Source organism: Lysobacterales bacterium, from assembly GCA_014946745.1.
Classification (GTDB): domain Bacteria; phylum Pseudomonadota; class Gammaproteobacteria; order Xanthomonadales; family Xanthomonadaceae; genus Aquimonas.
Genome location: JADCRD010000002.1, coordinates 787,160 through 811,482 on the forward strand (window position 1 = coordinate 787,160; position 24,323 = coordinate 811,482).

22 protein-coding genes are annotated in these 24,323 nt (G+C 65.6%); 12 read left to right on the plus strand and 10 right to left on the minus strand.

Features of this window, described 5'->3' with window-relative positions; translation table 11 throughout:
• Positions 1–131 precede the first annotated feature (131 nt).
• From mnmE to rpmH, 4 genes are all read right to left on the minus strand, one after another.
• Positions 132–1,499 carry a tRNA uridine-5-carboxymethylaminomethyl(34) synthesis GTPase MnmE gene (mnmE, locus tag H4O13_15460; protein ID MBE5316788.1) on the minus strand — a complete coding sequence of 456 codons (1,368 nt, stop codon included), beginning with the start codon at positions 1,497–1,499 and terminating at the stop codon, positions 132–134.
• Positions 1,500–1,622: 123 nt separating this feature from the next.
• The gene (yidC, locus tag H4O13_15465; protein MBE5316789.1) at positions 1,623–3,287 is read right to left on the minus strand and encodes a membrane protein insertase YidC; all 1,665 of its coding nucleotides are present in this window, start codon (positions 3,285–3,287) and stop codon (positions 1,623–1,625) included.
• On the minus strand, positions 3,284–3,742 hold the full coding sequence (gene rnpA / locus H4O13_15470; protein ID MBE5316790.1) for a ribonuclease P protein component: 459 nt from the start codon (positions 3,740–3,742) through the stop codon (positions 3,284–3,286). Before rnpA ends, yidC begins: the two co-directional genes overlap by 4 nt.
• A gap of 186 nt (positions 3,743–3,928) precedes the next feature.
• Positions 3,929–4,063, minus strand: a complete 135-nt coding sequence (rpmH, locus tag H4O13_15475) for a 50S ribosomal protein L34 (GenBank protein MBE5316791.1) — start codon at positions 4,061–4,063, stop codon at positions 3,929–3,931.
• A gap of 369 nt (positions 4,064–4,432) precedes the next feature.
• On the opposite strand from rpmH, the gene dnaA reads away from it, so the two are divergent.
• The 12 genes from dnaA (at position 4,433) to H4O13_15535 (ending at position 18,529) form a co-directional block, all read left to right on the plus strand.
• Positions 4,433–5,779, plus strand: a complete 1,347-nt coding sequence (gene dnaA, locus H4O13_15480; GenBank protein MBE5316792.1) for a chromosomal replication initiator protein DnaA — start codon at positions 4,433–4,435, stop codon at positions 5,777–5,779.
• Positions 5,780–6,030: 251 nt separating this feature from the next.
• Complete coding sequence (gene dnaN / locus H4O13_15485) at positions 6,031–7,131, plus strand: DNA polymerase III subunit beta (GenBank protein MBE5316793.1); 1,101 nt, start codon at positions 6,031–6,033, stop codon at positions 7,129–7,131.
• Positions 7,132–7,143: 12 nt separating this feature from the next.
• Positions 7,144–8,223, plus strand: coding sequence for a DNA replication and repair protein RecF (gene recF / locus H4O13_15490; protein MBE5316794.1), 1,080 nt, complete (start codon positions 7,144–7,146; stop codon positions 8,221–8,223).
• A 59-nt stretch (positions 8,224–8,282) separates the two neighbouring features.
• Positions 8,283–10,706: a DNA topoisomerase (ATP-hydrolyzing) subunit B gene (gene gyrB, locus H4O13_15495; protein MBE5316795.1), complete on the plus strand. Its 2,424-nt coding sequence runs from the start codon at positions 8,283–8,285 to the stop codon at positions 10,704–10,706.
• A gap of 371 nt (positions 10,707–11,077) precedes the next feature.
• On the plus strand, positions 11,078–12,643 hold the full coding sequence (locus tag H4O13_15500) for an inactive transglutaminase family protein (GenBank protein MBE5316796.1): 1,566 nt from the start codon (positions 11,078–11,080) through the stop codon (positions 12,641–12,643).
• Positions 12,644–12,646: 3 nt separating this feature from the next.
• Entirely contained in the window at positions 12,647–13,609 is a 963-nt protein-coding gene (locus tag H4O13_15505) for an alpha-L-glutamate ligase-like protein (protein ID MBE5316797.1), read from the plus strand.
• A gap of 192 nt (positions 13,610–13,801) precedes the next feature.
• Positions 13,802–15,064 (plus strand): tetratricopeptide repeat protein, encoded by a 1,263-nt coding sequence (locus H4O13_15510; GenBank protein MBE5316798.1) that lies wholly within the window; start codon positions 13,802–13,804, stop codon positions 15,062–15,064.
• A 133-nt stretch (positions 15,065–15,197) separates the two neighbouring features.
• A complete protein-coding gene (locus H4O13_15515; GenBank protein MBE5316799.1) occupies positions 15,198–15,854 on the plus strand; it encodes an energy transducer TonB in 657 nt (218 codons plus the stop codon).
• 31 nt (positions 15,855–15,885) lie between these two features.
• Positions 15,886–16,716 carry a MotA/TolQ/ExbB proton channel family protein gene (locus tag H4O13_15520; GenBank protein ID MBE5316800.1) on the plus strand — a complete coding sequence of 277 codons (831 nt, stop codon included), beginning with the start codon at positions 15,886–15,888 and terminating at the stop codon, positions 16,714–16,716.
• A gap of 29 nt (positions 16,717–16,745) precedes the next feature.
• On the plus strand, positions 16,746–17,168 hold the full coding sequence (locus H4O13_15525; GenBank protein MBE5316801.1) for a biopolymer transporter ExbD: 423 nt from the start codon (positions 16,746–16,748) through the stop codon (positions 17,166–17,168).
• A gap of 12 nt (positions 17,169–17,180) precedes the next feature.
• Positions 17,181–17,594, plus strand: coding sequence for a biopolymer transporter ExbD (locus H4O13_15530; GenBank protein MBE5316802.1), 414 nt, complete (start codon positions 17,181–17,183; stop codon positions 17,592–17,594).
• Between the two features lie 533 nt (positions 17,595–18,127).
• Positions 18,128–18,529, plus strand: coding sequence for a biopolymer transporter ExbD (locus tag H4O13_15535; GenBank protein MBE5316803.1), 402 nt, complete (start codon positions 18,128–18,130; stop codon positions 18,527–18,529).
• A gap of 70 nt (positions 18,530–18,599) precedes the next feature.
• Here the strand turns inward: H4O13_15535 and H4O13_15540 are convergent, their stop codons facing one another.
• The 6 genes from H4O13_15540 to H4O13_15565 all read right to left on the minus strand — a co-directional run bounded on the left by H4O13_15540 (position 18,600) and on the right by H4O13_15565 (position 24,182).
• On the minus strand, positions 18,600–19,373 hold the full coding sequence (locus H4O13_15540) for a pyridoxine 5'-phosphate synthase (GenBank protein MBE5316804.1): 774 nt from the start codon (positions 19,371–19,373) through the stop codon (positions 18,600–18,602).
• A 5-nt stretch (positions 19,374–19,378) separates the two neighbouring features.
• The gene (gene glmS / locus H4O13_15545; GenBank protein MBE5316805.1) at positions 19,379–21,214 is read right to left on the minus strand and encodes a glutamine--fructose-6-phosphate transaminase (isomerizing); all 1,836 of its coding nucleotides are present in this window, start codon (positions 21,212–21,214) and stop codon (positions 19,379–19,381) included.
• Positions 21,215–21,285: 71 nt separating this feature from the next.
• A complete protein-coding gene (locus tag H4O13_15550) occupies positions 21,286–21,669 on the minus strand; it encodes a hypothetical protein (protein ID MBE5316806.1) in 384 nt (127 codons plus the stop codon).
• On the minus strand, positions 21,653–22,645 hold the full coding sequence (gene galE, locus H4O13_15555) for a UDP-glucose 4-epimerase GalE (protein MBE5316807.1): 993 nt from the start codon (positions 22,643–22,645) through the stop codon (positions 21,653–21,655). The genes H4O13_15550 and galE overlap by 17 nt, the downstream gene beginning before the upstream one ends.
• A complete protein-coding gene (locus H4O13_15560; protein MBE5316808.1) occupies positions 22,642–23,469 on the minus strand; it encodes an alpha/beta hydrolase in 828 nt (275 codons plus the stop codon). Before H4O13_15560 ends, galE begins: the two co-directional genes overlap by 4 nt.
• On the minus strand, positions 23,466–24,182 hold the full coding sequence (locus H4O13_15565) for a hypothetical protein (protein ID MBE5316809.1): 717 nt from the start codon (positions 24,180–24,182) through the stop codon (positions 23,466–23,468). The genes H4O13_15560 and H4O13_15565 overlap by 4 nt, the downstream gene beginning before the upstream one ends.
• Positions 24,183–24,323 lie beyond the last annotated feature (141 nt).

The window sequence follows — 24,323 nt, forward strand, 5'->3', positions numbered from 1 at the left end:
GGCGCCACCCCCGGCGCACGGTGCGACGGCCCGCTGGCTGCGATTCGTGCCATACGCTCACGTCCGCACGCAAGTCAGGGTTCATCAGCGTTGCAAAAAATGGCGAAGCTCGCCTGATTCCGCGATGCGCATCACTTTCCGATGCAGAAGCTGCCAAAGATGCGACCCAGCAGATCGTCGGCGCTGAACTTGCCGGTGATCTCTCCCAAGGCTTCCTGCGCCGCTCGCAGATCTTCGGCGGCAAGTTCGCCGCTGCCTTCGGCGAGGCGCTGGGCGGCGCTTTCGAGCTGGAGGTTCGCGCGCTGAAGGGCGTCGACATGGCGGGCACGGGCGCTGACTGCGCCCTCGGCGGCTTCGCCCAGGCCGGCGGCCTGCTTGAGCGCGTCGCGCAGGGCGTCGAGGCCAAGGCCTTCGCGCGCCGAGAGCCAGAAGTGCTGACCGTCTGGCTGCGACTCGCGGCGCGGCGCTTGCGCGGCGAGCTCGCATTTGTTGTGCAGCCAGAACACCTGCGGCAGCGCGGTGAGTTCGTCGCGCAGGGCGGGGAGCTGTTCGCGCTCTGCGCCACATTCGACGACGGCGAGGGCAAGATCGGCGCGCGTGAACTCGACGCGGGCCCGGCGCATGCCTTCGGCTTCGACCACATCGGCCCCGTCGCGCAGGCCTGCCGTATCGACCAGGGTGAGCTCGATGCCGTCGATCAGCACCGTCTCGCGCAGCAGGTCGCGGGTGGTGCCGGCGATGTCGGTGACGATGGCACGTTCGCTGCCAGCCAGCGCATTCAACAGCGAGCTTTTGCCGGCGTTCGGCGGCCCGGCGATCACCACATGCAGCCCGTCGCGCAGGCGCTGGCCGCGGCGGGCTTCGCGCAGCAGGTCCTGCATCCGTTCGCGCACGCGCTGCAGGCGCGACTTGAGTTCGGGGCCGGCGAGGAAGTCGATCTCCTCTTCGGGAAAATCGATGGCGGCTTCAACGTAGATCCGCAGCGCCGTCAGCGCTTCGGCCAAGGTCTCCACGCGGCGGCTGAACTCGCCGTCCAGCGCACGGCGGGCGGCACGGGCGGCCGCTTCAGAGGCGGCATGGATGAGATCGGCCACGGCCTCTGCTTGGGCGAGATCGAGTCGCTCGTTGAGAAACGCGCGCTCGGTGAACTCGCCAGGCCGTGCTTGGCGGGCACCCAGTTCGATGCAGCGCGCCAGCAGGAGGCGCAGCAGGGCAGGGCTGCCGTGGGCCTGCAGCTCGACCACGTCCTCGCCGGTGTAGGAGGCGGGCGCAACGAAGGCGATCAGCAGGCCGTCATCAATGATCTCGGCGGCCGCATCCCGAAAGCGCACGTAGTGCGCGTGGCGCGGCTTGGGTTCGATACCGCTCAGGCGGCGGGCGATGGGGAGTGACTGCGGGCCTGAGAGGCGGATCACGCCCAGCCCTGCGGGGGCCGAGGCGGTGGCGAGGGCGACGATGGTCTCGGTAGGCGCACTCGACGACCCGGCGGCGGCGGGCATCGATCGCGGCTCGGCGAAAGCGTCGCGCATGGCGTGTTTCCTCGCTCCGGATGCGGCAGCGGCCGCGTGCTTTCGCGCCGCGGCCGCTGGTTCAATCGCGAATGTCGATGGCTGGATTCTGACTCAGGCGGCGGCCTTCGGGGTCGCCGAGTCACCGTGGCGACGCAGGATGATCCACTGCTGCAGCAGGCCCAAGGCGCCGTTGGTGGTCCAGTACAGCACCAGACCGGCCGGGAAGAAGGCGAACATCACGCCGAAGGCGATCGGCATGATCTGCATGATGCGCTTCTGCATCGGGTCCATGCCCGGCGTCGGCGACAGCTTCTGGGTCGCCCACATGGTCAGCAGGTTCAACACCGGCAGGATGAAGTAGGGGTCCGGTGCGGTGAGGTTGTGGATCCACAGGATCCACGGCGCGTGGCGCAGTTCGACCGCTTCGATCAGCACCCAGTACAGCGAAATGAAGATCGGGATCTGGATCAGGATGGGCAGGCAGCCGCCCATCGGGTTGATCTTCTCTTTCTTGTAGAGCTCCATCATCGCCGTCTGGAACTTCTGGCGATCCTCGCCGTAGCGCTCCTTCAGCGCTTCGATGCGCGGCTGCACCGCGCGCATCTTGGCGAAACTCTTGTACTGAGCCTCGGAGAGCTTGAACAGCGCGAGCTTCAGGATGACCACCAGAAGAATGATGGCCCAACCCCAGTTGTTGGTCAGGTCGTGCAGCCAGCCCAGCACAGCGGCCATGGGCGCTGCGAGGACAGTGAAGATGCCGTAGTCCATGGTCAGCTTGAGGCCTGGGGCGATGGCCTCCAGCCGATCCTGCAGCTTCGGTCCAACGTAAAGCCGCGCGCTGTTCTCGACCGTAGCGCCGGGCGCCACGCTGAGCTGGGGGCCGACCGCTCGAATACGGTGGCGTCCACCGTCCTCGGTGGCGGTGCTGAAGGTCTGGCTTTCCTCGGCGTTGGGAATCCAAGCCGCAAAGAAGTAGTGCTCCAGCATCGCGACCCATCCCTGGGCTGCCGCCAGCTCGGTTGGGCCCTCGCTGAAGTCCGCGAAGGGGCGCTTCTCGAACTTGGTCTGCGGGCTGTACCAAGCCGCGCCCACGAAGCTGTACGCGGCCGGATTGGTGAAGCTCGAACCCGGCAGCGCCGGCGGCGTCACGCGCACCAGCTGGCGGTACGCGCTCAGCTCCACGGGCTCGCCGCTGGCGTTCTCGAAGCGGTCCCGGACGTCGACGACGTAGCTGCCGCGCTCGAATACGAAGGTGCGGACGAGGCTCAGGCCGTCGGCCGAAGTCCAGCGCAAAGGCACCTCCAGACGGACCTCATCGCCCAGTTCGAAGCGATCGCCTTCGGCAGTGAACAGGCTCAGGTGGTTCGGCAGGTCGGCGCGCGTGCCCACGTAGCCGGACTGGCCGATGAAGTACCGCTGGCTCTGCGTGCTGAGCAGGCGCACCGGCGGTGAATCAGGCTTGGGCTCCTGTGCGTACGCCAACAGATCAGCCTGCACGAGGCTCGCGCCCTGGGTATCGATCACCAGGTCGAGGACGTCGGTACGCACGCTGAGGCGCTGCCCTGCCGATGTCGCTTCAGCCGCAGGCGCCGTGCTCGCGGCGGCACTCGCGCTTGGCTGGAACTCAGGCAGTTCACCCGCGGCCGGCGGGCTTGCCTGCTCGATCTGCTCGGCGGCCTGCGGGCGCGGCCGGCTGTAGTCCTGCTGCCAGGCGTCCCAGGCGAGGTAGGCCACCATCAGCCAGGCAATCAACAGGAAGGTGCGCGCTTGGTTCATTCGGACACTCGGTCGTCGCCGGGATGGGGGACAGGCCCGGCTTGCGGAAGGGAGGACGATGCGGCGCCCGGCGCAAGGTCGGCAGGGCCGGGGCAGGGCGTGGATGCGGGCGGCATTGTGACCTGCGCTGAAGGGGGCTTCAACGCGCGCGCCCGTTCGAGGAGACGCTGCAGATCCCGTCGCAGATGGCTCGGGCTGGCGCTGGCGGCTTCGCGTTTGCCCATGATGACGTAGTCACCCGCGGGCAGTTGCGCCCGCAGCTGGCGGAAGACTTCCCGAGCAAGGCGCTTCAGGCGATTGCGAACGACAGCGCGCTTGTCGACTTTGCGCGAGATCGCGAAGCCGATCCGCGCGCCGGTGGCTTGCGGGTCGAGCAGCACGGTGCAGCGGTAGTAAGCGCCTCCCATGCGCTGACCGCCGTCGAGGCAACGGCTGAACTCACGCGGCAGGCGCATGCGCGCCGTCGGCCGCAGGCGCGGCCGGGCAAGGGGATCAGCGGTGTCTTCGCACATAGGAGTTGGCGAACCCGGAAACGCAACAGGCCCGGCGGATGCCAGGCCTGCGAGTACCGATCGATGCTTGGGTGCGTCGTCGGCAAGCGCTGCAGCGTCTTTGAACGCTGCCGGGGAACGCGTGCCCGCTTACGGGCAGAGGCGCTTGCGACCCTTGGCGCGACGCGCGGACAGAACCTTGCGGCCGTCGGCGGTGGCCATACGTGCACGGAAACCGTGGGTGCGGGCGCGCTTGAGATTGCTGGGCTGGAAGGTGCGCTTCATGACAGCGGCCTTGATGTCTGGGCAGAAAGACCGCGGAGCTTACGGGTGGCTGATCTTGGCTGTCAAGCCTGCAGTGGTTGGCACTGTCTGCGGTGCGGCGTAGACTGGCAGGCCGCCCGGTTTTCCGGGGCTGGGTGCCTGTCGAGGATTCGCAGTGCGCGTAGCGCTCCGCCCGGTGACGGGCGCCAGAATGCCCTGAGGCTGTCGCTAGCGCTTTCGGGGCCGCGCTGCGGTCGCTGCGCTGGCCGGTCCTCTTGCGGTGTCCGCTCCGAGAGCGCCGAGCTTTCTCTCATCTCCCCGCCGTCTGGGACCGCGCGACGCCGTGTTGGCGTTGCGGTGGGCCTTGCACGGCTCCACTCGGGAAGCTGCATGTCGCCCTGGTTGCGCTGTCTTGAACGCCTCGAAGCCGAGCTTCCGGCCGAGAATTTCTACACTTGGATCAAACCTCTGCACGCCGATGCGCGTGAGGGTGGGGTCTCCTTGCTAGCGCCGAATGCGTTCGTGGTCGAGACCGTCCGCGACGAGTACCTGCCCCGGATCACGGAGCTGCTGCGCCACTACGCTGACGATGCAACGCTGCAGGTAGGTTTGGAACTTGGCACACCACGAAGCCGTGAGCGAGAGGTCGCCGGCCCGCCCGCAAGCGTCGTCGGTGCGGTCAGGCTGCAAGGCAGCGGGCCGCAGGGCAAGCCCATCACCAGCCATCTGGATCCCACGTACACCTTCGATACCTTCATCGAGGGCAGCTCGAACCAGCTCGGTCGCGCGGCCGCTTTGCAGGTAGCGAAGGACCCCGGCAAGGCCTACAACCCCCTGCTGCTGTACGGTGGCACTGGTCTCGGCAAGACGCATCTGATGCACGCTGCCGGCAACTACATGCTGGCCCGCAACCCTGGGATGCGGGTGCTGTACTTGCGGTCCGAGCAGTTCTTCGCGGCCATGGTCAAGGCGCTGGCTGACAAGGCCATGGAGCAGTTCAAGCGGCAGTTCCACTCGGTGCACGCGCTGCTGATCGACGACATCCAGTTTTTCGCCGGCAAGGACCGCACGCAGGAAGAGTTTTTCCACACCTTCAACGCGCTGTTCGAGCTCAAGCAACAGATCATCCTGACCTGCGACCGCTATCCGAAAGAGGTGGACAACCTCGAACCGCGCCTCAAGTCGCGCCTGGGCTGGGGCTTGTCCGTTGCGATCGAGCCACCGGACTTTGAAACGCGCGCGGCGATCCTGCTTGCGAAAGCCGCGCAGAAGGGCGTGCCCTTGCCCGAGAACGTGGCGTTCCTGATCGCGCGGCGGATGCGCTCGAACGTGCGCGATCTGGAAGGTGCGCTCAACACGTTGGCGGCGCGTGCGAACTTCATGGGTCGGCCCATCACCGAGGAGTTCGCCCAGGAGGCTCTGCGCGATCTCCTGCGGGCCCAGCAAGCCGTGATCTCGCTTGCGAACATCCAGAAGACCGTGGCGGATTACTTCCAGCTGCGCGTTTCCGATTTGCTATCCAAGCGACGCACGCGCTCTTTGGCCCGGCCGCGGCAGATGGCGATGGCGCTTGCCAAGGAACTCACCGAACACAGCCTGCCTGAGATCGGAGATGCGTTTGGTGGTCGCGACCATACCACCGTGATGCACGCCTGCAAGGTGGTGCGCAGCCTGGTAGGGGACGATCCGAAGGCGCGTGAAGACTGGGACAAGCTGGTCCGCCGGCTTACCGAGTAGCGTGTGGCGCCTAGGCGGTGGGTGCGATCCAAGTTGGTAAGCTGTGGATAAGCTGGTGATGCTCTTGGGACGACGTGGAGGCGGCATTTTTGTCCACAGGCAGCCCACAGGCGTATCGACACTCACCCACAGCCTGGTGAGTGCCAAAAAAGTGTTGCAGCTCAGTGGGTTGTTGGGCTTATCCCGAGATTCGCGAAAGTCCATCATCACCAACAGTCTTTTAAAAGCTTAAAGAACCTGAGGGTTGAGGTATGCGGTTCAGTCTGACGCGCGAAGTGTTGTTGAAGCCCTTGCAACAGGTGGTCAGCGTGGTTGAGAAGCGACAGACCATGCCCGTTTTGTCGAATCTCCTGGTGACACTTCAACAGGGAACCCTGTCCCTGACTGCGACCGATCTTGAGGTCGAACTGGTTGCACGCGTTGCTTGCGCCGATGGCGCGGACGGTTCAATCACGATCCCCGCCCGGAAGCTTTTCGAGATCGTCAGGGCCTTGCCTGATGGAGTGATGGTCAACGTGTCGGTGACCGGCGATCGCATCGCGGTCAGCGCTGGCCGGAGTCGCTACACGCTCGCCGGGTTGAGTGCCGACGAGTACCCGAATAGCGACGAGACCGAGATCGTCGAGCGTCTTCGATTACCCGAGGGTGCGTTGAAGCGTGCGTTTGACGCGACAGCGTTCGCCATGGCGCAGCAGGACGTGCGCTTTTACTTGAACGGTTTGCTGCTCGATGCTAACGGTACCGAGTTGCGCTGTGTGGCTACTGACGGGCACCGTCTGGCGCTCAGCGAGACCTCGCTGACTTCCGGGCCCCAGGTTCGTCGGCAGATGATCGTTCCGCGCAAAGGAGTGCTTGAACTGCTGCGTTTGCTCGAAAGCAGTGATCGAGAGATCGAGCTCGAGATCGGTCGTTCGCATGTGCGTCTGCGTCGCGATGATGTCTCGTTCAGCTCGAAGCTCATCGATGGACGCTTCCCTGACTATGAGGCCGTGATCCCCTTGGGGGCAGACAAGGAAGTCAAGGTCAACCGTGATGCTTTGCGGGCGGCTTTGCAGCGCGCAGTCATCCTTTCGAACGAGAAGTACCGTGGCGTTCGGATCGAGATCGACCCGCAGGTAGTGCGTGTGTCCGCACACAACCCTGAGCAGGAAGAGGCGGTCGAAGAGGTTGAGTCGGATACCGTCATTTCCGGTCTGTCGATCGGGTTCAACGCGAGTTATCTGCTTGAGGCCCTGGGCGCTTTGACCGAGGACGACGTGCTGCTGCTGTTCCGTGATTCGGGTTCGAGCGCATTGGTGCGCGAGCCCAGTCACGGTCGCAACCGCCACGTGGTCATGCCGATGCGGCTGTAGTCGCATTCTTCAATGCGTGTTCAACACATCAGCCTCGGCGGGCTCCGCGTGTTCGCCGGGGCTGAGTTTTTTCCAGGCGCCGGGGTGTCCTGGCTGACCGGCGAGAACGGAGCGGGTAAGACAAGCGTGCTTGAGGGGCTGTATGCGTTGGGGCACGCGCGCTCGTTTCGGTGTCCGCTCTTCGATAGCGCGCTTCGTACGGGTGACGCCGAAGCCTTCGTCTTCACCGAGTGGACTGACACGTCTGCGCGGGTGTCGCGTATTGCATGTGCGAAGGAGCGCGGTGGCGGCTGGCGGTATCGTGTCGACGGTGCTCCGGTCGCGCGCGCATTAGAGGTCGCACTGCGCGCTCCAATGCTGTGTTTCGAGCCCGGTGCTCATGCCGTGGTGGCCGGACCTTCAGAGCGTCGCCGTCGGTTGGTCGATTGGGGTTTGTTTCACGTGGAACGCGCGCCGAGCGCGCTGTGGTCGGATTGGCAGCGAGCTCTCAAGCAACGCAATGCGCTACTGAAGCTTCGCGATCTCCGCGCGCTGGACGCTTACGACGGCGTGATCGCAGCGCTCGGCGAACAGTTGGCCGCGGCGCGCGGGGCTTTTTGCTCCGAGTGGTTGGCTGAAGCCGCGCGCACGCTCGCAGGGTTGTCTCCCGATCTGTCGGATCTGGCCTTTGGCTTTCGCCGGGGCTGGGGCAAGACACACGCGAGTCTGCTTGAGGCGCTGCAGGCGCAGCGTCCCACGGACCTGCAGCTCGGGTTCACCGGTAGTGGGCCCCATCGCTGCGATGTGTCGCTGCGCTGGCAGGGTGCTGATGCCCGTGACCGCGTCAGCCGTGGTCAGTCCAAGGTCATCGCGCTTGCGCTCGTGCTGGGGCTGGGCCGCTTGTTTGCTCGGCGGTATGGCGCGTGGCCTTTGCTGCTGTTGGATGATTTGTGTAGCGAGCTGGATCATCGCCATGCGTCTGTCGTTCTGGAACTTCTGCGGTCTGAGCGGGTGCAAGCCCTGATCACTGGGGTCGTCCGGCCGTCATGGGCGGCCGACGCAGACGACACGGTGTTCCACGTGGAACGGGGCTCAATCACCCCCCTGCTATAATTCGCGGCCTTCACGCCGCCGCTCTACACGCTGCGGCCGCCCCGCAAAGCAGGGAACCCATGAGCGACCAAACCTCGAACGACTACGATTCCAGTCGAATCACCGTGCTGCGCGGCCTTGAGGCTGTGCGCAAACGTCCCGGGATGTACATCGGTGACGTCCACGACGGGACCGGTCTGCATCACATGGTCTTCGAGGTCGTCGACAACGCGATCGACGAGGCTTTGGCCGGCCATTGCGACACCGTGTTGGTCACGATCCACGCGGACGGCAGCGTCAGCGTGCAGGACAACGGACGCGGCATCCCGGTCGATATCCATCACGAGGAGCAGCGATCGGCGGCCGAAGTCATCATGACCGTGCTGCATGCGGGCGGAAAATTCGACGACAACAGCTACAAGGTCTCCGGCGGACTCCACGGCGTCGGTGTTTCAGTGGTGAATGCGCTGTCGGCCCATCTCACGCTGCGCATCTGGCGCGATGGCTTCGAACACCAGCAGGAATACAAGCTCGGTGAGCCGCTGTATCCGCTCAAGCAAGTAGCGCCGTCCAGCAAGCGCGGCACCGAAGTGCGGTTCCTGCCGAGTAAGGAGATCTTCTCCGACGTCGAGTTCCACTACGACATTCTCGCCAAGCGACTACGCGAGCTGTCTTTCCTCAACTCAGGCGTGCGCATCGACCTGACCGATGAGCGCAGCGACAAGCGCGACCAGTTCCGCTACGAGGGTGGCATCCGCAGTTTCGTCGAGCATTTGGCCCAACTGAAGACGCCTCTGCACCCCGCCGTGATCCCGCTGTCGGGAGAAGAGAGCGGCATCGTTGTCGACGTCGCAGTGCAATGGACCGACGCTTACCAGGAAACGATGTTCTGCTTCACCAACAACATCCCACAAAAGGACGGTGGCACGCACTTGGCGGGATTTCGTGCGGCATTGACCCGCACGCTTGGCGCCTACATCGAGCAGTCCGGGCTGTTGAAGCAGGCCAAGGTCAGCATGAGCGGCGACGACATGCGAGAAGGCATGGTTGCCGTTCTCTCGGTCAAGGTGCCGGACCCAAGCTTCTCCTCGCAAACCAAGGAGAAGTTGGTTTCGTCCGAGGTCAAGACCGCGGTGGAGAGCATTGTCTCGAAGCGCTTCGAAGAGTTTCTGCAGGAGCACCCGCAGGACGCTCGCGCCATCGCTGCCAAGGTCGTGGACGCGGCGCGTGCGCGCGAAGCTGCACGCAAAGCCCGTGATCTCACCCGTCGCAAGGGTGCTCTGGACATCGCAGGTCTACCGGGCAAGCTGGCCGACTGCCAGGAGAAGGATCCGGCGCTGTCCGAGCTGTTCCTGGTCGAGGGTGACTCTGCGGGTGGCTCGGCCAAGCAGGGCCGCAACCGCCGCACTCAAGCGATTCTGCCCCTGCGCGGCAAGATCCTGAACGTGGAGAAGGCGCGGTTCGACAAGATGCTGGGTTCGGCTGAAGTCGGTACCTTGATCACCGCGCTTGGCTGCGGCATCGGTCGCGAGGAGTTCAACCCCGACAAGCTGCGCTACCACCGCATCATCATCATGACCGACGCGGATGTCGACGGCTCCCACATCCGCACCCTGTTGCTGACCTTCTTCTATCGGCAGATGCCGGAGCTGATCGACCGCGGGCATGTCTACATCGGGCTGCCGCCGCTGTACAAGCTGAAGCAGGGCAAGCAGGAGCTCTACCTGAAGGACGATGCTGCGCTCAACGCATATCTGATCAGCCACGCGGTCGAAGGTGCGGAGCTGATCTGTGGCGAGGGCCAGCCGGCCATCAGTGCCTCGGCGCTCGAACACCTTCTGACCCTGTTCGGTACGGCCCAGGACGCCATTCGCCGTCTGGGACATCGCCACGATCCCGCCATACTCGAAGCACTGCTCGAACTGCACCCGCTGACTGCCGAGCTGTTTGCCGACAGCAGTCGAGCCGAGGCATGGATTGCTGCGGCGCAACAGAAACTGGCGCGGTCTGGTCTCGGTAAGCCCCGCTACGGGCTTGCCTGGATCGCGGCTGCGGGTGAGCACGCCGCCGCGCTACGCGTGCAGCGGCAGCACCACGGCCTGTCCGTCGAGCACATCTGGCCCCTGTCCTTGTTCGAATCAGGCGAGCTCAAGCCCGTGGTGGATGCCGCCCGAGAGCTCCACGACCTTCTGCAGAACGGCGCGCGCATCAGCCGAGGCAGCCGAAGCCAGCCTGTGGCGCGTTTCGCCGATGTGCACCACTGGTTGTTCGAAGAGGCCAAGCGCGGTCGAACGATCCAGCGCTTCAAGGGTCTCGGCGAAATGAACCCGGACCAGCTGTGGGAAACCACGGTGAATCCTGAAACACGACGCCTTCTGCGCGTCCGCATCGAGGACGCCGTCGCCGCTGACCAGATTTTCTCGACGCTGATGGGCGATGTGGTCGAACCGCGTCGTGACTTCATCGAAGACAACGCGCTCAAGGTCGCCAACCTCGACATCTAGGGCAAGGCCGGGATCGTCCGCACTGCCGCGCGCCATGGAGGGCGACCCCGCGGATTCAGCCCTGAACTGAAGTGCCCCGTCCTGCCGATGGCCGCAGCGGACGAGCGGCCGCGACCCGCCCCGCGACCGTCCCCTGACCACCGTCCCGCACCCCTAGCGCACGACGCCACCCAATGGCCCGTGCGCCCGAGGGCTGCGACAGCCCCGCGCTGACGAGTCCAAAGCCGCCTTCGTTACCACTGGTGCGATGGTGGCCCGCGCGCAAGTCGCCAGCCGCGCCCAAGCGGCCGTCACCTTGCTCAAGACCGCTGGCTATACTGATGCTGAACGCGGCCACCGCGGCCGCCCCCGCCTATGCGACGCCCAGCCCCATGAAGAAAGCCCATCTCTACCTGCTTGCCCTGGCGCTGTGCCTGATCGGCGGCGGTGCGATCTACTACAAGTGGAAATTCCTCGACTTCCCGCTTCAGCCCGCGGCAGAGGTCGAAGTCTGGACGCTGCAGGCACGCGTTGAGTATCAGCCGCGCAGGCCCGCCAACACGGTGGTCCTCCAGCTGCCCTCCGTCACTCCTGGCTTCACCATCCTCGACGAACGCTTCGTCGCGCGGAACTATTCCAAACTGGAAGAGCCCCGTCGGGAAGGCCGCGAGGTCCAATGGTCGATCCGGCGCGCAGCCGGCCGGCAAGCCCTTTACTACCGGGCAACCGTGGTCCGCAGCAAACAGTCGGAGGCCGAGGAAGTCGCCCCCCGACTCGCCACCCCGCCGACCCTTGAGGAGCCCTTTGCGACGGCCGCACAGACGCTGCTGGACAACGTCCGCCTCGGCTCCTCGAACGTGCCGACCTACGCCAAGGAACTGGTGCGGCAAATGAACGTCGCCTCGGCCAGCGAAGAGGTGGCTCTGCTGACCGAGAACCTGCCGGATGCCGAGGCCCGCGCGGACTTCATCATCCAGCTGCTGGCAATGCGCCAGATTCCCGCGCGCATCGTGCGCGGCCTGATGCTCGGGGACAGCCAATCGACCGCTGAGATCCGGCCATGGCTCCAGGTTCACGATGGCAGAGCCTGGACGACGATTGATCTGCAAACGGCGGTCGACGGCTGGCCGGACAATCTCTTCCTTTGGACCGGCGCGCGTGCACCGCTGCTACAGATTGAAGACGCCGCACGCCCCGAACTCACGTTCTCGGTCAGCCGCAATCTCGCGGACGCGATCGCAGTGGCCGAACGTCGACTGGAGGTTCAGAACGCTGATCTGGTGCGCTACTCCCTCCTGAGCCTGCCGCTGCAGACCCAGGAGGTCTACAAGGTGCTGTTGATGGTGCCGATCGGCGCCTTTCTGATGCTCCTGCTGCGCAACATCATCGGCATCAAGACCTTCGGCACCTTCATGCCGGTACTGATCGCGATCGCGTTCCGCGAGACCCAGCTGCTGGCGGGCGTGACCCTGTTCGTTCTGGTGGTGGGATCGGGCTTGCTGGTGCGCTTCTACATGGAGCGATTGCGCCTGCTGCTGGTGCCCAGACTCACCTCGGTGCTGATCCTCGTGGTACTGCTGATGGCTGCCGTCTCGATCCTTGCCAACCGCTTGGGCATCGAAGTCGGGCTTTCCGTGGCCCTCTTCCCGATGGTGATCATGGCGATGACCATCGAACGCATGTCGGTGGCCTGGGAAGAACGCGGCCCAGGCTATGCGCTGAAGGAAGGCATCGGTTCGCTGGTGGTCGCCTGTATGGCCTACGTCGCGATGAGCTGGGAGCCGCTGGAGCACTTCATCTTCGTGTTCCCGGAATCCCTTCTGATTCTGCTTGCTGCCACCCTCGTGATCGGACGCTACTCCGGCTATCGCTTGAGCGAACTGTTCCGCTTCCGCGCATTGGCGCGTGAGCTGGAGGCCAAGGAAAAGGCCGCCACCAGCACGTCGACCAAGGGTTGACCCATGCTCAATCTGTTCGCTGTGGCGCGTCGTCTTCGCTCGATCGGCCTGATGGGCCTGGGTCAACGCAACGCCGAGTTCATCCTTCGCTACAACAGGCGCAGGTTCTATCCGCGCGTTGATGACAAGCTGATCACCAAGCAGCTGGCCATCGAAGTTGGCCTCCCCGTGCCCGAGCTCTACGCCGTGGTTCGCGAAGAGCACGAGATCCACGAGCTGCACCAGAAGATTGCTCAGCGGGAGCAGTTCGTCGTGAAACCGGCCCACGGCTCGGGCGGCGACGGCATCCTCGTCATCACGGGCCGCCGCGGTGACAAGTACCGCCGCTCCAACGGTCAGCTGATGAACCGGGAGGAGTTCGAGCACCATCTCTCCAACGGACTTTCCGGCCTGTTCTCGCTTGGCGGTCATCCGGACCACCTGCTGGTCGAGTACTGCGTGCAGTTCGATCCGATCTTCGACCAGGTCAGCTACAAGGGTGTGCCCGACATCCGCATCATCGTCTTCATGGGCTATCCCGTGATGGCGATGATCCGTCTCCCCACACGACTCTCGGATGGCAAAGCCAATCTGCATCAGGGTGCCATCGGTGTGGGAATCGACATCCCGACAGGGACCACACGGCGCGGCGTATGGGGCACGGAGCCCGTCAAGGAGCACCCCGACACCGAGCACAGCATCGTGGGATTGCAGATTCCCCGTTGGGATGAGCTGATGGAAATGGCCTCGCGTTGCTACGAGCTCTCACAGCTGGGCTACATCGGCGTCGACTTTGTTCTCGATCGAAACCATGGCCCGATGATCCTGGAGCTCAACGCACGGCCGGGCCTCGCGATTCAGATCGCCAACGGAAACGGCCTGTTGCATCGCTTGCGAAGCGTGGAAGCGCTGATGGAATCGGGTGCGCTCAGCACCGTGCCGGCGGAACGAGTCGCCTACGCTCGCGAGCATTTCGCAACGGTTTGAACTGAACAACAGCGGACAACAGCATCAGAAAACTGTTCCGTTCGCCGACGCATGGCGGGCGCGCTTAACAAGCGCGCCGATTTCACTGGTCGCAACTGCGGCAGCGCGCCTTGAGTCGCCAGTTCAACTGCGGTTAGGCTTGGCGGCCCGGCATGGCTTGTCGCGCCTTGCCCCCTCCCCAGGAACACAGCGATGCGTATCCCTCTCTTCGTACTGAAGACCAGCTTGCTCCTTGCTCTCGGGCTTGGATTCACCGCGACGGCAGACGCGCAGCGGCGCGGTCAGCCAGCCGAAGAAGAAGTGCTGTATCCGAACGCCACGCGCGAGGAACCCGAAGTAAGGCCGGTATCCCGCCTGCAGCGTCAGCTCAAGCAGCTGTTCGATCTGTCGCAGGAAGAAGGCAAAGACGCCGAGACTGAGGAAGCGGCGAACTCTTTGCTTGCCGCCCGCGCTGCGGGTCCGTACGAAAAGTCGCTCGCGAATCAGATCCTCGCCCAGATTGAACTCGATCGCGACAACTACCCTGGCGCCATCACCTTCTTCCAAGCCGCGCTCGACGCCGGTGGTCTGAAGAACAATCAGTACTTCCAGATCCTGCAGAACATCGGTCAACTGCAGTTCCAGGAGGAGCTGTACAGCGAAGCCGCGGCCACCTTCACTCGGCTGCTGGAAGAGGCACGCGCGGAGACCGCCCAGATCTACGCGCTGCGCGGCAACTGCTACTACCGGATGGAGCAGTACGAGCAGGCTGTCACCGATCTGCGCAAGGCGGTTTCACTTCAGGAGAAGCCCGAGACCACTGTTTCCCAGCTGCTGATGGGCAGCCTCTTCGAGTTGGGCCGCGCCGCTGAAGCCGCGGAGGTCGCGGCCGGTCTGCTGGCCAGCGACCCGGAGAACGTCAACCTCATCCGCAATCTCTCCGCGATCTACGTGAACGCCGATGAGATCACCAAGGCCATCGAGACCATGGAGGACGGCATCAACCGCGGCGTCCTCACCGAAGAGCGCGACTACGTCGAGCTGTCGAAGATGTACCGCTACGCCGAGCAGGATGTGAAGGCGGCCGAGTTGATTTCCCGTGCCGTCCAGGAAGGCAAGGTGCAACCCACGCTGGAGATCTACCGGGGGCTCGGCGAGGCGTACTACTTCTCCGAGAACATCGAGCAGGCCGCCGAAGCCTTCGGCAAAGCGGACGAGTTGGCGACCGACGGCGAAATGGCTCTGAACCATGCCCGCACCCTGGCTGAGCTTGAGCGCTGGCCTGAGACCAAGGCGGCTGCCAATCGCGCCATCAGCAAGGGCGTCAAGCGCCCGGGCGACGCCTATGTCATTCTCGGGGCCGCGGAGTTCGGGTTGAACAATCAGCCTGCTGCGCTCGCTGCTTACCGCGAGGCCGCCAAGTATCCCGAAACCAAGGCCATGGCCGAAGCGTATCTGCGCGACGTCAACCGTTGAAATTCGTTCACCTTGCCGAGCTTCGGCAAGGTGCATCTCTTGGTATAAGCTATGCCGTTCCCGTGTCGTTCAGCTTGTCTAGGCAGGCGGACTGGCAGCGCGGATGGATTGACCTCCGACCACGACACTGCGCATGACAGACAAGCAAGAAATTCAGGAAAACGGGGGCCGTAAGCTCAGCTGGCTGCGGATTGCTGGTCTGGCAGCCGCGATGGCCGTGCACGCCATGGCCCTGGTGTTGATGCTGGTGCCGGTTGCGCCGCCGCAGATGGAAGAGCGTCCGCCCGAAATCGTTGAAGTCACCTTCATCGAACCGCCGCCGCCTCCGCCACCACCGCCACCGCCACCGCCGGAACCGCCGAAGCGCCCGCCGCCGAAGGTGGTCGAGCGTCCTCGTCCGACGCCGCCGCCCCCCGAGGCGCCGCCGCCGGTGATCCTGGAAGAGGCGACCCCAATGTCGATCCCGGCGCCCCCGCCGGCGCCTCCCGCCCCCGCAGCGCCAGCTCCAAGCTACGGCGCGACTGAGGACAGCTCCTACCGCCGCTTGAAGCCGCCGCGCTATCCGCCTCAGGCGATGCGCCGTCGTGAAGAGGGTGAAGTGCTTCTGCGCGTTCTGGTCGGCACCGACGGTCGTCCGGTCCAGATCGAGGTGGAAAAGTCCAGCCGCTCGCGCTTGCTGGACCAGGCCGCCATCCAGGCGGTGCGTGAGTGGGTGTTCAACCCAGGTATGAAGGATGGTGCCCCGGTGCAGAGCTGGGTGCTGGTCCCGATCAAGTTCTCCCTCAGTTGACTGACGCCTAACTAGCAAAAAGGGTAAGGAAATGCTCCAAGAAGCCTCTAACACGCCGGCAGCCGCGGCTGCTACCCAAGCTGCCACGCCGGCGCCGATGGATCAGGTCATCGGTGGCGTCGTCGCTGACACGAACGCAGCAGCGCTCAAAGAAATGGGTATCGCGAGCCTGCTGAACAACATGGTCGCCCACCCGGGCGAGTTCGCGGTCACCTGGGTGGTCGTGGTCACGCTGGTGCTGATGTCGATCGCCTGCTGGTACTACACGGTCGTCAAGACCATCCAGAACCAGGTGATCAAGGCCCGCGCCAACCACGTGATCCGCACCTTCTGGGAGACCAGCAACGCCCAGGAAGCGATCCGCTTCATGGAAGAGCAGCCGGCCAATGAGCCGTTCTCCAAGATCGCCCTCGACTGCGCGATCGCCGCGGCTCACCACCAGAAGAACGAGGGTTCGCGTCTGGCCGAAACCCTGTCGCGCTCCGAGTTCATTGATCGCGCGCTCCGTCAGGCAGTGACCCGCGAAAGCTCGAAGCTTGAGAACGGCATGACGATCCTGGCAACGACCGGTTCGGCCGCGCCCTTCATCGGTCTGCTCGGCACCACCTGGGGTATCTACAAGGCCCTGATCAAGATCGGTGCTTCCGGCTCCGCATCGCTGGACGCGGTTGCGGGTCCGGTCGGTGAGGCGCTGCTGAAGACCGCGCTGGGTCTGGTGGTCGCGATCCCGGCGGTCATGGCCTACAACTTCTTCAACCGCATCAACCGCACCACCAACGCGGCCTTCGATGCATTCGCCCACGACCTGCACGACTTCTTCGCCACCGGCTCCCGCGTCGGCGAAGGCGCGTCCAAGCGTTGAGCCCACGGTTGAATCGGGAGTCCTGAACCATGGCCTTCAGCAGCGGAAACGACCAGCAAGGCGGGCCGATGGCGGAAATCAACGTCACGCCGCTGGTCGACGTGATGTTGGTGCTCCTGATCATCTTCATGATCACGGCGCCCCTGATGTCCCACAAGATCCAGGTGAAGCTGCCTGAGAACCGGCTTGAGGTTCCTGAACTCACGCCGGTGCCGGGTCAGCCGATCACCATCGCGATCAAAGACTCGGGCGAGATGTACTGGAACGACCAGCCGATCCAGCGCAGCCTGCTGGAGTCTCAGCTGGCGGTCGAGGCGCAGAAAAAGCCGCAGCCGCGCGTGGAGATTCGCGCCGACCGCACGACGCGCTATCGCGTGGTGTCGGACGTCGTGAAGATCGCCAAGGACGTGGGCATGGCCAAGGTCGGTTTTGTCATCACCCCGGAACGGTAAGAGGAGTCCACCATGGCATTTACAACAGGGGGTGGTGGCGGCGCGATGGCGGACATCAACGTCACGCCGCTGGTCGACGTGATGCTGGTGCTGCTGATCATCTTTCTGGTGACGGCGCCCATGTTGACCCGGGAGATCGAAATCGATCTTCCGCAGCAGACCAACAAGCCGCCGCCGGAAGAGATCGTGGAACCGCCGCAGCCCATTCGTCTGCGAATCGATGCGGATGGCAGCCTGTTCTGGGACAACTCGCCCATGCCGAAGGCGGCTCTGCTGCCCTCGCTGCGCGTCGAAGCCAGCCGGGATCCGCAGCCGCTGCTGGAGATCGAGGCGAATCAAGAGGTCCAGTATCACGTCCTGACCGAGGTCCTGTCCGAAGCGAAAAACGCGGACATGAAGAAGATCGGTTTCGTCGAGACGCTCTGATCTGATCTGAGCTGATCCGCCACAAGGCCGCCCTCGGGCGGCCTTGTGCTTTTTGGGCCTGCCAAGACACGCCAGCTTGCAGGGCGGCATCGGCTCCCTATCGGGCAAGGCGCTGCGCCGAACAGCGCACCCCGAATGCCTCGGCTCCGCAGGCCCACGAGCCAACCGATTGAAGAGCCGTGGAAGTCTCCTCGGACGCCACCGCGCCCAACGAACCGAGCCCCTCGGAGGCAACACCGATGACGCCTACGATGGACCCGGAGCAGTAGCCGTACGACCGGTGGCTGTCTGCACGCGTTTTCGACGGATCCAGCATCGCGGTCTCGATCCACGAGGGCGCCCGCCGTGACCCAGCAACGCCGTACCCCTCTGCAATGCCCCAAAGCACCCACCGCTACGGAAAGAACGCACACAAGGCCGCAGGGGCTTGCACTTGCCCGAGACCGCGGCGCACTGTGAAGGCCGCGGCGTGCGCCGCCTTCGGCCTCGGAGGCCGGGCAGCAGGCAAGGGACGGCCCCAAGGGAGCGAGACCATGGCCTTCAACACTGCAAATGCGTCAGCAGGAGTGGACAACGCCGAAATCAACATCACTCCGCTGGTGGACGTGATGCTTGTGCTGCTCATCATTTTTCTGGTGGCCGCACCCGTGATGGTTCGACAGATCGAGTTGCCCTTGGTCGGCACGCCACCGGAAGCGGCGCCGCCACCCGCCCAGCTCGCCCTGCGCATTGATGCCGTGGGTGGGCTCGAGATCGATGGCTCGCCCTTGAGCCTTGAAGCCCTGGGGCGGGTGCTGCAGATGGAAGCTCTGCGTGAACAGCCGCCCGTGCTGCAGATCGAGGTCGATCCCGAAGCGGCTTACGCGCGCATGACCGAGGTGATGGCGACGGCGCGCCACCACGGCATGCACCGCTTCGAACTCCAGACGTACTAGCGGCACCCGGGGCCGCTGCGCTGGCGGCGACCGCCGCCGCGCAGCGCGCCCTGGCTGCGAACCACCCCGATCACAGCGCGATCTCACCCGCTGTCGGCGTGGCGAGAATGCGCAGATACGCCCGCACCGTTGCCGACAAGCCCGCGTAGAGCGCCTCGCCGATGAGAGCGTGGCCAATCGATACCTCGGCCACACCCGGCACCCGCGAGACGAACAGCCCCAGGTTGGCCTGGCTCAGGTCGTGGCCGGCGTTCACGCCCAGCCCGTACCTCAGGGCGTCCTGGGCCGTCTGCGCGCAGGCGATCAATGCGCTCTCAGCCCGGCCTTGGGCGAACGCCTCGGCATAGGGGCCGGTGTAGATCTCGATCCGATCCAGTCCGATCCCAGCGCCTGCGGCGGCGCCCGTGCTGCCAGGATCGACGAAGGCGCTCACCCGGGCGCCCAACGCGTGCAGGCGCGCCACGATCGGCGCCAAGGTGTTCGCATCCCGCTTGAGATCAAAGCCGTGGTCCGAGGTGATCTGACCATCGTCATCCGGCACCAGTGTCACCTGCTGTGGCCGTGTGCGTTCGACCAGCTCCATGAAGCCTGGATACCCCGACCTCGCACCGGCGAAGGGGTTGCCTTCCAGGTTCAGCTCGACGCCCGCTGGCCGCCACTCGGCGATCTCCACCGCGTCCTGCGGCCGAACGTGCCGACAATCGGGCCGAGGATGCAGGGTGATACCCCGGCCGCCGGCCTCCACAACGGTCCGCGCGGCCCGCAGCATCGAGGGCTCGCTGCCGCCGCGCGAATTGCGCAGCACCGCGACCTTGTTGAGGTTGACGCTGAGCACCGTCGCCAGAGCGCTCATTCGACCGTCACCGACTTGGCGAGATTGCGCGGCTGATCCACATCGGTGCCCTTCAGCACCGCCACGTGATAGGCCAGCAGCTGCAGAACGATGTTGAACACCGCGGGGCCGATCAGATTGCCGCCCGACTCCAGCTTCAGCAGGGCGCCACGATCGGCCGGCAGCGGCACATCCACGGCCTCGTCGGCGATCACGAACAGCTCGCCGCCGCGCGCACGCACCTCTTCCAGATTCGACTTCAGCTTCTCGAGCAGCTGATTGTTCGGCGCGACAGCGATCACCGGCATGTGCTCATCCACCAGCGCCAGCGGGCCGTGCTTCAGCTCGCCCGCGGGGTATGCCTCGGCATGGATGTAGGAGATCTCCTTGAGCTTCAGCGCGCCCTCGATCGCGATGGGATAGCTCGCGCCGCGACCCAGGAACAGCGCGTGCTGCTTGTCGACAAAGCGCTCCGCCAGCGCGTGCACCTGCGGCTCGCGCTTCAGCGCTTCTGCGACCAGGCGGGGCAGGGTGGACAGCTCGGTGACGAGACGCGCGTACTTGGGCGCTGCCATCCCGTTCAGACGCCCCAGTTCGAGGCTGAGCAGCGCGAGCGCTGCGAGCTGGGTGGTGAAGGCCTTGGTCGATGCGACGCCGATCTCCGGGCCCGCGCGCGTCATCAACACGAGATCGGACTCCCGCACCAGAGAGGACTCGGGAACGTTGCACACCGCCAGTGCGCCCAGGTAGCGCGAGGTGTCCTTGCCCGCGCGCAGCGCCGCCAACGTGTCCGCGGTTTCGCCCGACTGCGAGATCGCCACGAACAGCGTGCCCTCAGGCACCACGGTCGTGCGGTAGCGGTACTCGCTGGCCACCTCGACCGCGCAGGGCAGGCCGGCCAAGGCTTCGATCCAGTACTTCGCCACCATGCCCGCGTGGTAGCTGGTGCCACAGGCCACGATGTGCAGCTGCTTCACCTTCGCCAGCAGCTGTTCGGCATCCACGCCGAACACGTTCGGCAGAATCCGGTCCCCGCTGATGCGGCCCTCAAGCGTGCGCGCGACGGCCTCGGGCTGCTCGTGGATTTCCTTCAGCATGTAGTGGCGGTACTCGCCGCGCTCGACCGCGTCGGCGGAGAGATCGGTGACGCGCACCTCGCGTTCGACAGGCGTGCCCAGAGCGTCGAACACCGCGTAGTTCGCGCGCGCGATCTCAACGATGTCGCCTTCCTGCAGGTAGATGAACCGATTGGTGACGCGCAGCAGCGCCTGCACGTCGGACCCCAGGAAGTGCTCGCCGATACCGATGCCCACCACCAGCGGACTGCCGCGGCGAGCGCCGATCAGCCGGCCTGGATCGTCCGCCGACAGCACCGCAATCGCATACGCTCCGTGCAGCCGCTGGGTCGCCGCCACCACCGCCGCGCGCAAGTCCTGGCCCTCGCGGAGCAGCGACTCCACGAGGTGGGCGATCACCTCGGTATCGGTTTCAGAGGTGAATGCAAAGCCGGCCGCCTGTAGCTCGGCGCGCAGCTCGGCATGGTTCTCGATGATGCCGTTGTGGACCACCGACACGCGATCGGCCGACACGTGCGGATGCGCGTTGTGCGTACTCGGCACACCGTGGGTGGCCCAGCGCGTGTGGGCGATGCCGATTTTCGCGACCACCGGCTGCTCTGCCAGCAGCAGTTCAAGATCGCGCACCTTGCCTTTGGCGCGGCGGCGCTGCAGGCGGCCATCTTCCAGCACGGCGATACCCGCCGAGTCATAGCCGCGGTACTCCAGCGCGTGCAGGCCGGCAATCAGAATGGCGCCGACATCGCGCTCGGCTACGGCTCCAACGATTCCACACATGGATTGAACTCCGCTTTGGGCGCATGCGCCCGATCAAGAAACTGCACAAGGGCCGCCATTCTGAGCCCTGCTCACGGCGCGGCGAACTGCTCGCGCCAGCGCCATCGGCCAAACGCCAGACCCAGCCCGACGCCCGCCACATTGCTGAACGCATCGCGCGCATCGACGAAGCGGCTGGGCTGCAGCGCCTGCAGGCCCTCGCTGCCCAAGGCGGCGCAGATGCCCAAGCAGGCCGCCGCCAGCAGCGCGTGGCGGTGACCGCGTACCGCCAGCCACACGCCGAGCAGCAGGCTTGCCCAGGCCGCGAACAGCGGGAGATGGGCGATGTTGAGCAGCCAGCGCAGCCAGGTGGCGCTGTCAGGCAGCGGCAGCAGCAGGCCTATCAGCCCCAGCAGGCTGAGCGCAAGGAACATGGCCACCCGCGGGCCGACAGCCGCTTCAGACGCGCTGCGCATGCAGCCGTCGTTCCCACGCGAGGGCGCTGCTGCAGATGGCGTCGAGGTCGTCGAGTGCCGGCGCCCAAGCCAGCACCTCGCCGATGCGCCGACAGTCGGCCACCAGCTCGGGCGGGTCGCCAGCGCGCCGCGGTTGATCCACGTGCGGCACGGTCTGGCCTGCCGCGCGTGACATCGCCGCCAGCACCTCGCGCACGCTGTAGCCATGCCCGTAGCCGGCGTTCAGCGTGACCGAAGCCCCGCCCTCGCGCAGGTAGTGCAGCGCGGCGAGATGCGCCGACGCCAGATCGACCACGTGGATGTAGTCGCGCACGCCGGTGCCGTCTGCAGTCGGGTAGTCGGTGCCGAACACCTGCACCGCGGGGCGAGCGCCCACGGCGGCCTCTGCCGCGACCTTGACCAGCAGCGTCGCGCGCTCGGTGGACTGGCCAATCCGGCCCTGCGGGTCGCAGCCGGCCACGTTGAAGTAGCGCAACGCCACGTGCCGCAGAGCGCTGGCCGCGGACAAATCGCGCAGCATCCACTCGCTCATGAGCTTGCTGGTGCCGTAGGGGTTGATCGGCGCGGTGGGCGCATCTTCCCGAGCGCGGCCGCCGCTGGGGATGCCGTAGACCGCCGCCGTCGACGAGAACACGAAGTGCTCGACCCCCGCGCTGGCGCAGGCCTGCAGCAGATTCCGCGTGGCGCAGGTGTTGTTGCCGTAGTAGCGCAACGGATCTTCGACCGACTCCGGCACGATCGTGCGTGCAGCGAAGTGCATCACCGTGCGGATGCCGTGCGCGCGCAGCAAGGCCTCGACAGCCGCGCGATCACCGACCTCGCCCACCACCAGTTCGGCGCCAAGCACGGCCTCGCGGAAGCCGGTGCTAAGGTTGTCGAGCACGACGACCGTCTCGCCGGCTTCGACCAGCTGCAGCACCACGTGGCTGCCGATGTAGCCGGCGCCGCCGGTGACCAGGATGGGGCTCTGTCTCATGGAGATCCTTGCTGCAAACGGGAGGAGGGCTGAGATCCGAAGCGCGACTGCGCCCAAGCGCAGACGTGCTCGATCAGACGCTCGCGATCCTGCGGCCGGTAGAACAGATGGTCCACATCCGGCCAGAAATCGAAGCGGACCCGCGGATCCTGCGCGGCGTTGCCAAACGTGGCCCCGAATTGTCGGCGATGCAGGAAGTAGTGCGCGACCCCGCCGGTGTAGAGCGCCATCACTGCGACGTCGCGTCGGCAGAGCGCAGCGAGCTGCGAGGGCGCTTCCTCAGGTCGCGGCCATTCACGATAGTCCGCTTCCACCGCCGGCGCCGTCGTGCCTGCGGCCGCGCCTCGCGCAGCCAGACGACGCTTGAGCGCACGCCACAGCGCGCCCGGCGTGCGCGGCTGCAGAACGCGTGCCCACTGGAACCAGCGCGGCCCGTAGGCGACGGGATCCAGCAGCAGCAGGCCCTGCACGCGCGGGTCGCGCAGGGCCAGCTGCCAAGCGGCATCGGCCGCGCTGCAGATGCCGCCCACCACGAATCGCTCGCAGCCCGTGCGAGCCTGCAGACGATCGAGAACATCGCCCAGCAGCGCCTGCTGCGGACGCTCAGCCGCGAGCACGGCGTCGCCAATGCCCGGCTGGTCGAAACGGAAGCTGGAAAAGCCAAGGCGCGCCAGCCGGCGCGCCAGGTTGACGTAGAGCCGGAACGGCCCCTGCCGGTGCACCGAGCCCGCGTTCAACAGCACGAACACCAGGGGCGTGCGCCCCGCGCCTTCGTGCAGCACGCCAAAGCGCCCGCTCTCCAGTTCAAGCACGCACTCGTTCATGCAGCCTCCGCGAGTCGCGCCGACAGCGCTGTAGCGACGTCGCGCACCTGCACGACCGGGAACGGCGTCGCCAGATTGATCTCATCGACCCAGCCCGACAGCGCCGGCGACAGCTCGGAATCCAGCACGAACCACGGCGACTGCATGAGCCGCGCCGCCCGCAGCTGCGGGCGCAGCTGGGAATGCACGCGCTGACCGAGCAGGCAGTCGACCACTCGCTCGCTGTAGGCGGAGCTCCGGCCGTAGCGGTTCGGGTTGTGCAGCTCCTGCCGCTCACGCGACTCAAGCGTCGCCAGATACTCGGCCCCCGAAGCCACTGCCTGCCAGGCGATCCACGCAACGCCCTGCTCCGGCGCCAGCGTCGATGCCACCAGCGCGCCGGCGCGCACGCCCAGCAGCACGGGTCGCTCGCCGGAGGCCCGCAGCCAGGCCAGCGCCAGCCGGGTGTCGGCGCTCAACTGCTCCAGACAGAAGTCGGAATCCGCGCCGCTGGAGTCGCCGCAGCCGGTGGGGTCGAAGCGCAGGCTGCCGATGCCCTGCTCCGCCAGCGCCTGACTCAGCAGCGCGAACAGGCGATAGCTGCGCTGCCACTCGTGCGGAAACGGCGGCACCAGCAGCAGCGTTGGCCGCCCCGCCGCTGGCCGCGCATGCAGACCGGCCAGCCAGCCGTGGCCGCCGTGGATGCGCACCGGCGCGAAGGCCACGCGGCTCATGCGGCAGGCCGGTTCGGGCGACGGCCCATGAGATCGAACGCTGGAATCGGATGCGGACTTGGCACGGGCCGTTACTCGGTCTGAAGCCGGGCTGACAAGGGCGGCAAACACTAGCAGCTGCACGCGAAAAATGTGCTCCAG